Here is a 12,120-nt window from a genome sequence, read left to right on the forward strand (position 1 = left end):
ATCCAGATGTCTGCAAGCCATAACCTTACAGTGAGTGATAACGCTTAAGGTTACCGATGATTGCTTCCACTCCTCCCCATATTGTGATTATTGGCGCTGGTTTTGGTGGCTTACAAACGGCCGTTTCCCTGGGGGGCGCAGCAGCTCGGGTCACCTTAATCGATCGCAATAATTACCACACCTTTGTACCGCTGCTCTATCAGGTGGCAACGGCCACCTTGGAACCCGAGTGGATTGCATTGCCGATTCATAAACTGCTGCGTCGATATAAAAATGTTCAGTTTGTCCAAGGCAACGTTGAAACCGTTGACTTAACGGCGCGGCGAGTGCAAACCGCACACATTACGTTGCAGTACGACTATCTGGTGTTGGGCACGGGGAGTCAGACTCATCTGCAAGGCGTGCCCGGAGCCAAGGAACATGCGTTGCCCCTCAGAACTCTGGAGGATGCGATCGCACTCAAGCATCATCTTTTGCAGTGCATCGAGCAAGCCGCCCAAACCAAAGATCCAGACGAGCGCAGGCAGCTCTTAACCATCGCCATCGTCGGCGGTGGGGCGACGGGGGTGGAAATGGCGGGGGCTTTGGTGGAGTTGTGTCACCAATCCTGGCCCAAGGACTATCCCTGGCTCCGGGATGATCCGGTGCAGCTAATTTTGGTGCAGTCAGGCTCGGAACTCCTACCCGAATTTCCCCATCCCTTGCGAACTTACACCTATAAAAAGCTGGCTATTTTAGGTGTAAACATTCAGGTAGAGACTAAAGTCGCATCAGTTCATGCCACTCATCTAGAACTGGATAGCGGTACCCGGATTCCCTGTGCGACGACCATTTGGACCGCTGGGGTCAAAGCTGCCCACCCTCCCACGGAAACGGCATTACCCCAAGGTCATCGAGATAAAATCCCTGTTCTCTCCAGCCTACAGCTGCAGCAGTACCCAGAGGTCTATGCCCTGGGAGATGCCGCTCAAGTTCCCGATCAAACCTTAGCTGGCGTTGCTCCCGAAGCCTTACAGCAAGGAGTTTGTACGGCTCGCAATTTGCGTCGTCAGCTTAAGGGGCTCACTCCCCAGCCCTTTCGGTATTTCAATAAAGGTCGACTGGCCATTATTGGCTGCTTTTCTGGGGTAGGCAAGATTGGCCCCTTTCCCCTTCGAGGTTTTCTGGGGTGGTTTCTTTGGCTGGCAGTCCATTGGGTCTATTCCCCTGGCTATCGCAATCGTTTGATGATTTTGGTCACCTGGCTGCAATCCTTTGGCTCCCGAGATAAATTAGCGCGGCAATTGTTGAAGCATTCTCCGTCCAAATCTCCCGCCCAATTCAAGGTGTAATGAGTTCCAGGAGAATCGACATTGTGCTCTACGTCGAGCCGTCCTGCCGATTTCCAGACCAGCGTTTCTACTGTTTTTAGCCTTACAAACTGAACGTCATCCTAGTTTTTTGCTCTTTATCAATTCGAGGACAATCATGACTACAACATCTACAAATTCCAATCTTTCCATGCAGGCATTTTCTTTATTGCTCTTGCGCCTCGTGGTTGTGGCAATTTTTCTCTATCACGGTTTTCCCAAAGCCATTAATTGGGCCATGGCCAGCGAGAAATTTGTCAGCTTTGGCTTACCCGGATTTTTGGGACCGATTACAGGCATTGTTGAAGTGATTGCCAGCATCCTTATCCTGATTGGCTTTCAAAACTTCTGGGCTAACTGGGTATTGGTGGCGATTATGGCCGGTGCGATCGCAACGGTTCAATTCCCCAAAGCCATTAGCGAAGGCGCTTTTATCGCCGGTCTAGAACGAGATTTAATGATTTTGGCAGCCTGCGCCGTATCCGCTGCTTTTGGTCCAGGAGCATTTGCTTTGAAAAAGCGCTAGGGTCCTTCTTCTCTACTGCAGTCAGTTACTTTTAAGTCCTCGGCATCATCGACACTAAAGCAATATTATCTGCTGCTCATAACGGTATCCATGATCACAACTCTCGAGCAAACAATAGAATGGCACTCAATTTTGGGTACACTAACGTAATGATAGGCCCAGATAATCCTTTACTTAAACAGAAATAGAATCGTATGGTCACGGTTGACGAATCCCAACAAATTAGTGATTGCTTGCAACAAGTTTTAACCGTCAACGGTGCGCTAGCTGCTGGCATTGGCAATTGGAAAACAGGTCAATGCTTATTTAAAGATGGTCTCAATAAGCCTGATTTCCCAACGTCTAAGATTGAAATCGCGGTCACCCATAATTCAGAGGTGATTAGGGCAAAACAGCGCGCTGCAGCGGCGCTAGAGTTTGATGACAAAATTGACGATATTTTGATTAGTCTGACTCGCCAGTGGCATATTATGAAGCTGTTGAAAGTGGAAGGCTACTTTCTCTACATCGCTTTAGATCGATCCAAAGCCAGTATTGCATCCGCTGGACTCAAGTTAAAACAAGCGAATCGAGAACTATCAAAAATCCTAGTCAACTATCCCTAAAGATCGCCGCCCTGTAGCTTTTCAGATAATGAACCGACGGTTGGGACCCCAATCATCATATCCCTGATCAGTCCCCCGCTAAAGCTGAGCCCCTGGCCCTTTCTCTACGGGGAACTTCGCCTGTCGCCATGCTTTGATATCCCCCTCCAGAAAAAACTGGAGGTTCTATCTGCAGGCTGCTGTAGTTTAGTAAGGAATCAACTGCTCTAGGATATTACCAATTTCTTTAGAAAACGCCGATTTGCTCTAGAGTTAAGAACTTTATAACGTGATGCTGCAAAACACAGGGTAAGTATCAATCGATCTTTATCTTTGGGGCGGGTTCCCTTATGGAAACAGAATGGATCTTCAATAAAGCCTGAACCTGCAATCCCCATAACAGTCAAAAATCTTTTTTCTCCATAAATATCACTCATCTCTTGATCTGAACGTTCTTTAAGGGATAGTATCTGAGCTAGATTTTTCTCCCGATGGCTCCCTAGTATGCAAACATGGGGTCCACTCTGAGAATCTACATCTGTTAGATAGAAGAAGACCCGTAAGCAACTAAAATCATCCTTATCATAATGGTAGAATGAAGATGTATTGACGACATCAAAATTGTCATGCTCTGTTGCAAAATTCCACCACATACGGGTACTACAGTGAACTGGTTCTGACTCAAAATATTTCGCTGCGATTATCATTAGCTTTGGGTCAGAACCTAACTTCCTAACAAGGGGTAAGTCTTCGTCTAAATTAAAAAATGAGCCAAAAGAAAAGTATTGACCTACCATTTTCTCTGCTTTTTTCTTGTCTGCATAAATGAAGCCATTTTTAAGATTTCCATTGCCGTATGTTAAAGCTGATTTTCCAAATACTAAAAGCTCATTTAATATTTCTATAGGGAGTTGAAGACCTCCAAAATAACCATCTTTATTTAAGCTATTAACGGCTTCCTCAATATCAAGTTCTGCAAATATAGAATCCTGAAACTTGAACTTCACTAAATCTGGTTTTGGAGAAAGTTTTTTGAATACTTGTCGGACCACAAAAAAACGACTAAAGACGTACATCAGAAGCCAGAAAGGGTCTCTAGTCCCATATTTTAAAGCCTTAAAGGTTCTGAAATATATGTTCTTGATGTATGTTCTCATTAAGAAATAAAGAATTACTTACCGTTTTAAGGGTGTTAAGGAACAAAGTCAGGACCTCTATCAGACATTAGTAAAACACTATTATTTTTAGTTTCATTTTTATGTGGCTTAGAATACAGGAAATATTGGTAGTGTTTCGTACAAAAAGTGATCACAAGGCTATAAATCCCTACTAGGGATACGTTGTAAGGAATAGAGTTCGCAAGACCTAGCTGTAATAGCGTAACCTGATTTAGAACGACCAGAACCAAGAGGTCCGTAAGCGAGGCTTATACCAACTATGGTGATGAGACTTTGTTCACACTCGTCTAGCGCGATAGAGATTCTAACCAACAAAGGTTTTATATGTGTGTCCTGTTATAAAGACCAATGCCAAACAATCTATCAGTACTTTTAGGGGCGCTGATAGATTGAACCTACTGGTGCTCCATATCCAGTTAAATCACAATTAGATTGTCCCTTGAACAATCAGAAAATTAGGGAGCAACTGGCTTTACTTTTTCCGATGGGGCCAGCTTAATGGAGCTGAGAATGGACCGATTGGTGGCGGCTAGTTCATTATAGAAATTCACTTTTTGAGAGTAGGCATCATATTGTTGATTGAACTGCTGAATCCGATCCTGCAATTGCTGAATTTGCCCGTTAAACTCCCCAACCTCACTGTTAAACCGAGATCGGGCCTGCTCAAAGTCATTGACCAAGCTATCATCACCCCGACTTAGAGAGGCTTCCGCCTGTTGCTTTAAACGGGTCAGATTGGTTTTCATCCGCTCTAAATCCCGATAATACGTCTTTAAATCATCTTCTGCTCGCTGAATATAATCCTTCTCGGCTTTCAGGTTGATCTCAAGACTATTCAACTCAGGCTCTAACTGATCAACTTGGGACTCAATTTTGGCTAAGACCCTGCGAGAACGGTCTGAAAAAGCCACGACCTGTTTGCGATCTCGAAAGTACTGCCGATAATACTCTTCTAATTCTGGGTCTCCCAAATCCCCTAAGCTCGTTCCTAAGTGGGAATGCAGCTCATTGACATACAGGTCTTGATCACCCGACTCATACTCTTTGAGCACCGCCAATAAATGCTCATCTTTCACCCGTTTAGCAGCACGTTTCAACTTGGATGCCAGTTGCGATCGCTCCTCGTTACTCAGCTGCTGATAGGCCGCATGGAGCATCTCATGGGCTGCCACCATTTCCATCATTCCATCCAGCCGAGGATCGGTGACAGACTGGATAATGATAGAACCTTCATAACCATCACTAATAAAACATCCCAGTAGAATAGTCTTCTCTGTATTATGACTAGCCTTCCGGCACAGCTTATGGAATGTTTTCTTAGGCTCAATTCTTGGCTCTTGCTGATAAAACAGCTGCTGAGCCTTTTGGGTCATCATGGTATCGATCGCCAGCTGTTCAATCTGAGGTGAAGTTGGCTTATAGACCTTTGGAGCCAATAAAGAGCAACCACTCAACCACCCACCTCCCACCAGAATCCAGAGTGAAATGGGAAAAATGGGGTGCCAAGATTTTTTCATCGGATAGGGATAGGTGAAGAGTCTCTTAACTCAAGATAGACAAGTTTTTTGACCAATATGACTAAAAAGTGATTTTGAGTCTAAACGTCAGAGATTAACGCCTCAAGGATCAAGCTTTTTACTCAACAGCCGTTCTCTCAATCACTCTATACCGTGCTGAACATCACAAGGCCACTGAGGGGTTGATCACGGTGCCAAAGGCTGAAATTGAGGACTATAGCCATAGCAACCGCACCGAACCAGGAGAAAAGCATGAAGCTAACCCACCGAGCCCTTTCAGTACTCTCAATTTCCTTTATGTCTCTGATGGCCGCCGCCCCCGTCTTTGCAGCTCCTGCCTATTTAGTGGGACAACCTGGTGGTCGAATCAATGTTCGGTCCTCCCCTAGCACTTCTGCCTCTTCTCCTCACTACGGTATCGTGGGCGATCGCGTTCAAGTCATTGATGCAACCTATAGTGACGATGGCTACCACTGGTATTACGTTGAGTTTACATCCGGTGCCCGCGGTTGGGTCCGAGGCGATTTAGTGAATGTTCAGGATCCGATTGGATTCGATGACTTCTAGGGAGACTAGTAACACCCAACTATCTATATGGATGAATTAAAAAGCTGCTTCACATCCATCAACTACCAAATACTGAAGATTGAACAATGCGATGGTCTCTAACTATCGCATTTTCTTTGACAAACTCTAAAACTCTCTCCAGCCGTTGTGGGTGATGATCATGTCTCCAAATCTTCTTCCAATAACCATTTCAGAAACCCTTCTTGGAAGCATTAAAGGGGTCTTGGCCGCTTTTGGTGAGCCAGAAATGACAAAGTATAGTTATGCAGTACGAATGTACAGTCACTCTATAGTGATGAACTCTGAAAACCTCCAACGTTTGTCTTAACCAGACCTAAACCATTCCAAAATGCTTCTGGGTATTCTAGTTGAAGAGTTTCTTGTGAGTTCAGATTCAGTTCATAGCCAGACTCTACCCTGGAATATGTAACTGCTTTATGAACGGCTTTATCCCACTCACCTATAAATTCCTGAAACCTTTGTTCCTCTAAATTTTCAGGATATTCGTTAAACCTTAGTTTGTGTAACTCAATAAGAGCAATTGCTCTCTTGAAATTCTGATCTTCACGCTTGAGATGAAGATTACTACCTACTTTTCTTCCCAAGCTAGACCTATGATAAGCAATCTGGATAGGCGCAATGATTACAGCAAAGAGTATAAAAAAAAGGGTCTTGTCCGCTTTTGGTGAACTAAAAAAATTGGACAATTGATGCCAAATTTTTTGAATTTGTAGACTTTAGAGCCTTATAATCCTCTTAGTTTGGCTTTGTTTTGCATAATGAGACCTAATAATTAGTTAACTGACAAATTACTGGAGTTCTCAATGATTGACGAATGGAGTCCGTGTCGATATATCGACTACGGTGAAGACCTGGGAGACCCACGGTACGGTGTTATGTTCGATGATTTCAGCTCTACGAAGGCAACCCTAGAGGCAGCAGGATTCATGGGGGGCGGTTGTACCTGGCACGGTATCGTTGAGGCAATGATCCGAACTTCACACTCAAATTTTATTGGTGACATCAGCTACGACCCAGAAGGTTCCATGTTCTGTGCGCGCAGCTCCAATCTTGAAGCGCTCAAGTGTGTTGCTCAATGCATTCGCAGTGCTGTAACAGACTCAACCGTAATGCAGACCGCATTAGATAATGCAGACAAATCAATAATCGAGTGATTCAATTTTTTTCGAGTTCACCAAAAGAGGCCAAGAACCCATTAAAGTCACAAGGTTTTGTAAAAGCTTAGCTTGACTTGAACCCGGTAAAGACCGTTGGCCAAGAGACCAATAACAACATGACTAAGTTTGCAGCCCAGAACAGAACCACAACGCGAAAAGCCACCAATGGCAAAGAAGACAATGCTAACTGTCCAAATCCATCCACTAGCTGCCACAACCGAAAAACTGTGTAGAAAAAACCAATAGGCACCACAACACTGGGGACCAACTGCCGACTCAACAAACCTTCAGAGAATATTTGAATCACCAACGTCAATAAGTAACCGCACCAGAATAATCGTGCGGCAGGTTGCTTCCAAGACTGAATAAGCAGCAGAATGGGCAACAAAATTCCAGCGACCCAAGCTAGGAGTAACCACCCTCGTATAAATTGAAGTTGACTAGCATTAAACCCAAGTTCTTCTGTGAAGGGTAAATATTGAGCTTTTACGCCAAATCCATAGCCAATCATTAGGATTGTCGTCACTAGGATAAAAAGAGCGATAATCAATCCATTTTTATTTAGCATCTACTCTAAGGGGTTAAGCGTACATTTCTACAAATACAAGAAATTATTGGTATTTACACACTATTTTTTGAATACATCATTCCAAGGGCATAATACATACCTGATACAAAGCTGAACTTAATCAACCACATATCAAACAATCCTCAGAATTTTTATTTAAGACTTCATTTCTATCCATATCCTAAAAGGCATAAATAACGCCTGAAAGCAAGCCTCGGAATAATTTGACTAGTATCTCTTGATAGCACGCCCTCTACGAGAGTTCGTAATCGCTTTGAGTGACTCCAAAAAAGCTCGAGATTGCAGAGCAGTTATGAGTTCAAAGATTATCAGCAGTATTCCTCTTTTTATGAACGCTCCCTCAAAGCAAAACCATCCAATCCTTTGATATCAAAGGCCTTAGCACCCTTTCAGCTTTGCCTTTCTGAGCTTATGTAGAGATTAGAAAGAAACACAAATACGTAGAAAGGTATTTTGCGCAGGTGCTTGCGTATCGTCGGCCGCTTCTTGGCACAACCATTTCCCGAAATAAGAGTATATCGCTCGTCACATAGTCATGAATAAAACTATTAGCAGACTGTTCTGAGCTAGTTGTTAGTGACTTATGCCCCTATAGATGACAACTAGGCCTAAAATAATAATGCTAAGTCTATACGCTTTTTAAGGCGAGTGCCGACTGGGGCCAATATAATAGCTTGAGGCTAAAAATCTACTAAGAAGATATACCTATTTTTTTAGACTTATCAATATAAATAGTATCTTGAACTCACAATAAGTTTTTTTCTTAGGCCGAAAAATATCTAGCAAAAAGGATGTCAATTACTAGTGGTGAGTCGCTAATAAACGAGAAAAAACTAGAGGATAAGAGCAGCCAAAAAGTTACACTCTTTCACCTCTAGTAGTTTTAAAAAATTATTCGTAAGTTGTTATTTAAACAACTTTTTGTTGTTACTCAACGACAAGACAAAGTTCTTAAACTAAATACACTATCGACATCACAAACTGTGGATGTTTTAACAAGAATTGCGAATATTAGTCCTACTACAAATAAGCTTCCAACTGTAACTAGAATAGTTGTAAAAGGAGACATATAGCCATTGTCAACAGCGGCGTTATTTTTTGAATTAGCCATAATTAAAATCCCGTAACGATAAGGGTAAATAGGAGTTTAACAAGTGAGTTTTCAAAACTTGCACTTGTCTATCTTTTTGCAAGAGCAACTTAACCATATAATCTGAGGTTAGAGGTTCGCGAATAAGTTGAACAAAAATTAATATTAATTTTCGTAAAAGTATATATGTCATTTCTGGTCTATTGACTGGTTTGAGACCTTTTTCAAGTATCGACTTTCTCTACAGCTTGCTCTCTAGGTGACGTCTCATCCGAGACGAATTTTAAATTTGGAGAATTAGGGCTTTCCAAAACTTCAATATAGTCACCATTTTGCAAAAAATTGATTCATAATCGTCCCTGATCTGCACCAACCCTGGCCAAGCATCCAGATCAATACCAAACTCCCCTATTAACGATGAGGATGCTCCTCATGTTCATTGCCTTGAGTGTCCACCCACCATTTGCTCCTTCCCCAGGTGTCACATCGCATATTCTCAATCGGTTGAATGGTTGGACTTTGAGAGAATTGGAGCTGATCAAACCAATTCCAAGTTACAACGTCTTGTAATCTCTCAGGCAAATCATCTAGATTCAAAGGCTGAATAGGCTGACCATCACAGTCATAGGGCAAAGGGGCTGAATAGTCATGCCCATAAGAATATAAACCTAACAATATGGCTAAGCTATGACTGTAATCCTTCAAGGGTTCAGCATGATGTAAAAATCCTTTATTAAACAGTTGGCGAAGGGTTGTGGTTGGGCAGTGCGGCAGAAAAATCAGAGCAGGTTCCCCAGCGAACCGCACGATATAGTCGCTGTGATAGTCTGAATTTCTCAAGCAGTGGTTTTTCAAGATTTTGAAAACTTCAGCTTCATTACCCGCAATAGCCAATAACCAACATAGATCAACGTAATCCCATGACTTGGAAGAGCTAGGGTGTAAAACGTCCTGCACATTTATCCGCTGCAACGATACTGCAGACGGAAGACGTTTAGAGTTTGGGGATTGGATGGGGTTACTGTTGTTCCCGTCAGACAAATCAATGCCTAGCCATGCAAGAATCTGAGCAGAAGGAATCTTGAAATTAATGACCCGATCATCATTTTCTTTTGACCATTCCCAGAAAAAAGAATGAATATCATATAGTTCCGCATAATCTAAACCTTTCTCAATAGCATTCACCCGAAAGAAGCTATTTGATTCGGGAACAGCACCTCCCTCATTTGAATCAAATACACCGATATTGCCGTTGGCATCTGCTGCAAACCAAGTGGTGTCCATGCTATGAGCTGCCGGGAAATCGGTCATGGGGTGTTCTCCAACCTAACTACAAAAAATCAACGGTAAATCCTCAAGCGCTTTATCCAAGGCTTTGGCTGTTAAGGATTCTAACGGTTGTTGGGCAGAGGTATAGGAACACCAAGCGACCTTTTTATCCCAGGTGACTGCACAGAAACGCTCGCTTTTTTGGCAATTGGTCAGACACGTCATGGATTGAAAAGGTTCTTTTCCTGCCACCTCAGCAACTTGTTGTGGCGTTGGTGTATCTTTTCCCCGCATCGGCAAGTAGACAATGCGATCGTTCGCAATTCCCGATTCCCTTAGTGTCTGAGCAACTTGACCCGCTGCAGTTAATTTTGATGCTGAGACCAATAAGTTAATTCCACTACGAATCCCCAGTGATTCCAATTGCTTTACTTGTGCCATGACTCGATTCACTTCCCACAACTGTTCTGGGAAATGGATGGATAGGTGAACTTTATCAGGATGAACAGATACTAGTCGCCTCAGGGTACTACCCCATAAATGCAATCCATTACTGGTGATGGAGCGGAATACCATACCCTGCAAACGTTGCAAAACCTCAAATAAGGCTGGGTACTCTAACGGCTCTCCACCTCCAAAGGAAACAGCTTGAGTTCCTGCCTGCGCACAATCCGTAACAAAGGTGATCAGCTCATCTGCGGTCCAAGTCGTATTGCCGATGGGATGGCTGCTGTTATAACAAAAATGACATTGCTTACTACACTGATTAGTCAGTTCAATAGAAAGCCTTTCAACACTCATCAATCGACGGTAACGTCTCTTCAGGCATCAATCCTAACAAAATCTGCCATTCACTTACGGAAAGCTTATTCTGGCAAAATTGTTTCAACATCCACCCAGCTAATCCTATTCAGCAAAACTCACCGACCCGGAGGAAGATTGATTTGCTGAATTTGGACGGAAGCAACCATAGGAGCTACAGCTCACTGGCGCTTATCCAAAGATACTGCTGAAAAATTCTACGGCTTCTTTAAGTGAGTTGATAAACGCATCTATTTCTTCGCGAGTATTGTAAAAATAGAGACTTGCTCTGGCCGTAGACGACACCTTCAGATGCCGATGCAAAGGCTGAGTACAGTGATGTCCGGCCCGAATGGCTACACCTGCTTGATCCAAAATCGTGGAGAGATCATGGGGATGCACATCCCCTGCGGTAAAGGAAGCCAATGCCGCTCGACCCGTGCCATCCGCATGGGGCTGAGGACCATAAATCTGCACCTCAGGAATCTCCCGCAGCCGCTTAAACAGGTAAGCCGTTAACTCCGCTTCATAGGCATGAATCTTGTCCATACCAATTTGGGTCAAGTAATCAACCGCAGCCCCTAGGCCCACTGCCTCACCAATGGCAGGGGTGCCTGCCTCAAATTTATGGGGTAAATCTGCATAGGTGGCATGGTCTAGGAATACATCTGCAATCATTTCACCGCCACCCAAGAACGGAGGCATACTGCGGAGCAAATCCAGTTTGCCGTAGAGGAAGCCAATGCCGGTGGGAGCACACATTTTATGGCCAGAGGCCACCAGCCAATCGCAGTCTATCTTCTGGACATCGATGGGCATATGGGGGACGCTTTGGCAGGCGTCGATCAGCACTTTGGCATCGTATTGGTGTGCGATCACAACAATCTCTTCCACAGGATTAATACAGCCCAAGGTATTGGAGACATGCACCACCCCCACTAGTTTGGTGCGGTCATTGATCAGGGTTTTAAACTGCTCTAAATCAAAGGCTTGATTCTCATCCAGCTCCACAAACTTGAGCACCGCTCCAGTTTTCTGAGCCACCCACTGCCAGGGAATCAAATTACTGTGATGCTCCATCACCGTCAGGATGACTTCATCCCCAGCCTTGAGATTATTCATTCCCCAGCTATAAGCCACCAGGTTAATCCCTTCACTGGCATTGCGGGTATAGACAATCTCCTGCCGAGACGCCGCATTGACAAAGGCAGCCACCTTATCCCGTGCCCCTTCATAGGCATCCGTGGCCCGACCACTGAGGGTATGGACGCCTCGGTGGACATTGGCATTATCCTGCTCGTAATAATCCTGCAGTGCCGCCAAGACAGAGGTCGGTTTCTGAGACGTCGCCGCACTATCCAAATAGACCAAGGGACTCTCCTGAATCTGCTGATGCAAAATGGGAAAGTCAGGACGAACCTGAAGGGCTAGAGACTTTTCTTGGATGGCAATCATAGGTGCAGAATCACGAA

General features: G+C 44.0%; 12 protein-coding genes. 5 read left to right on the top strand and 7 right to left on the bottom strand.

Annotated features, from left to right (window positions below; all coding sequences use genetic code 11):
- Positions 1 to 56 precede the first annotated feature (56 nt).
- From AM1_RS05365 to AM1_RS05375, 3 genes are all read left to right on the top strand, one after another.
- Positions 57 to 1,331 carry an NAD(P)/FAD-dependent oxidoreductase gene (locus AM1_RS05365; RefSeq protein WP_041659208.1) on the top strand — a complete coding sequence of 425 codons (1,275 nt, stop codon included), beginning with the start codon at positions 57 to 59 and terminating at the stop codon, positions 1,329 to 1,331.
- 136 nt (positions 1,332 to 1,467) lie between these two features.
- Positions 1,468 to 1,875 carry a DoxX family protein gene (locus tag AM1_RS05370; protein ID WP_041659210.1) on the top strand — a complete coding sequence of 136 codons (408 nt, stop codon included), beginning with the start codon at positions 1,468 to 1,470 and terminating at the stop codon, positions 1,873 to 1,875.
- 194 nt (positions 1,876 to 2,069) lie between these two features.
- Positions 2,070 to 2,480, top strand: coding sequence for a hypothetical protein (locus AM1_RS05375; RefSeq protein ID WP_012161795.1), 411 nt, complete (start codon positions 2,070 to 2,072; stop codon positions 2,478 to 2,480).
- Between the two features lie 206 nt (positions 2,481 to 2,686).
- On the opposite strand, the gene AM1_RS05380 is transcribed toward AM1_RS05375, so the two are convergent.
- Positions 2,687 to 3,511, bottom strand: coding sequence for a phytanoyl-CoA dioxygenase family protein (locus tag AM1_RS05380; RefSeq protein ID WP_148215676.1), 825 nt, complete (start codon positions 3,509 to 3,511; stop codon positions 2,687 to 2,689).
- 581 nt (positions 3,512 to 4,092) lie between these two features.
- The gene (locus tag AM1_RS05385; protein ID WP_012161797.1) at positions 4,093 to 5,154 is read right to left on the bottom strand and encodes a hypothetical protein; all 1,062 of its coding nucleotides are present in this window, start codon (positions 5,152 to 5,154) and stop codon (positions 4,093 to 4,095) included.
- A 252-nt stretch (positions 5,155 to 5,406) separates the two neighbouring features.
- On the opposite strand from AM1_RS05385, the gene AM1_RS05390 reads away from it, so the two are divergent.
- Entirely contained in the window at positions 5,407 to 5,721 is a 315-nt protein-coding gene (locus AM1_RS05390) for an SH3 domain-containing protein (protein ID WP_012161798.1), read from the top strand.
- Positions 5,722 to 6,008: 287 nt separating this feature from the next.
- Here AM1_RS05390 and AM1_RS05395 read toward each other — a convergent pair whose 3' ends face one another.
- Positions 6,009 to 6,428: a hypothetical protein gene (locus AM1_RS05395; RefSeq protein WP_049783690.1), complete on the bottom strand. Its 420-nt coding sequence runs from the start codon at positions 6,426 to 6,428 to the stop codon at positions 6,009 to 6,011.
- A 117-nt stretch (positions 6,429 to 6,545) separates the two neighbouring features.
- On the opposite strand from AM1_RS05395, the gene AM1_RS05400 reads away from it, so the two are divergent.
- The gene (locus AM1_RS05400) at positions 6,546 to 6,896 is read left to right on the top strand and encodes an Imm51 family immunity protein (RefSeq protein WP_041659212.1); all 351 of its coding nucleotides are present in this window, start codon (positions 6,546 to 6,548) and stop codon (positions 6,894 to 6,896) included.
- Between the two features lie 67 nt (positions 6,897 to 6,963).
- Here the strand turns inward: AM1_RS05400 and AM1_RS05405 are convergent, their stop codons facing one another.
- The 4 genes from AM1_RS05405 to AM1_RS05420 form a co-directional block, all read right to left on the bottom strand.
- Positions 6,964 to 7,425: a hypothetical protein gene (locus tag AM1_RS05405; RefSeq protein ID WP_238549172.1), complete on the bottom strand. Its 462-nt coding sequence runs from the start codon at positions 7,423 to 7,425 to the stop codon at positions 6,964 to 6,966.
- A 1,564-nt stretch (positions 7,426 to 8,989) separates the two neighbouring features.
- Positions 8,990 to 9,889 (bottom strand): hypothetical protein, encoded by a 900-nt coding sequence (locus AM1_RS05410; protein WP_012161803.1) that lies wholly within the window; start codon positions 9,887 to 9,889, stop codon positions 8,990 to 8,992.
- 15 nt (positions 9,890 to 9,904) lie between these two features.
- Entirely contained in the window at positions 9,905 to 10,648 is a 744-nt protein-coding gene (locus AM1_RS05415; RefSeq protein WP_041659214.1) for a radical SAM protein, read from the bottom strand.
- A 192-nt stretch (positions 10,649 to 10,840) separates the two neighbouring features.
- Positions 10,841 to 12,103, bottom strand: coding sequence for a SufS family cysteine desulfurase (locus AM1_RS05420; protein WP_012161805.1), 1,263 nt, complete (start codon positions 12,101 to 12,103; stop codon positions 10,841 to 10,843).
- Positions 12,104 to 12,120: the final 17 nt, after the last annotated feature.

The sequence above is a fragment of the Acaryochloris marina MBIC11017 genome (genome assembly GCF_000018105.1).
GTDB lineage: Bacteria > Cyanobacteriota > Cyanobacteriia > Thermosynechococcales > Thermosynechococcaceae > Acaryochloris > Acaryochloris marina.

Excerpts from the sequence above, each read along its gene's own strand:
- AM1_RS05365 (WP_041659208.1), top strand. The coding sequence starts at position 57 with ATGATTGCTTCCACTCCTCCCCATATTGTGATTATTGGCGCTGGTTTT.
- AM1_RS05370 (WP_041659210.1), top strand. The coding sequence starts at position 1,468 with ATGACTACAACATCTACAAATTCCAATCTTTCCATGCAGGCATTTTCT.
- AM1_RS05375 (WP_012161795.1), top strand. The coding sequence starts at position 2,070 with ATGGTCACGGTTGACGAATCCCAACAAATTAGTGATTGCTTGCAACAA.
- AM1_RS05385 (WP_012161797.1), bottom strand. The coding sequence starts at position 5,154 with ATGAAAAAATCTTGGCACCCCATTTTTCCCATTTCACTCTGGATTCTG.
- AM1_RS05390 (WP_012161798.1), top strand. The coding sequence starts at position 5,407 with ATGAAGCTAACCCACCGAGCCCTTTCAGTACTCTCAATTTCCTTTATG.
- AM1_RS05400 (WP_041659212.1), top strand. The coding sequence starts at position 6,546 with ATGATTGACGAATGGAGTCCGTGTCGATATATCGACTACGGTGAAGAC.
- AM1_RS05410 (WP_012161803.1), bottom strand. The coding sequence starts at position 9,889 with ATGACCGATTTCCCGGCAGCTCATAGCATGGACACCACTTGGTTTGCA.
- AM1_RS05415 (WP_041659214.1), bottom strand. The coding sequence starts at position 10,648 with ATGAGTGTTGAAAGGCTTTCTATTGAACTGACTAATCAGTGTAGTAAG.
- AM1_RS05420 (WP_012161805.1), bottom strand. The coding sequence starts at position 12,103 with ATGATTGCCATCCAAGAAAAGTCTCTAGCCCTTCAGGTTCGTCCTGAC.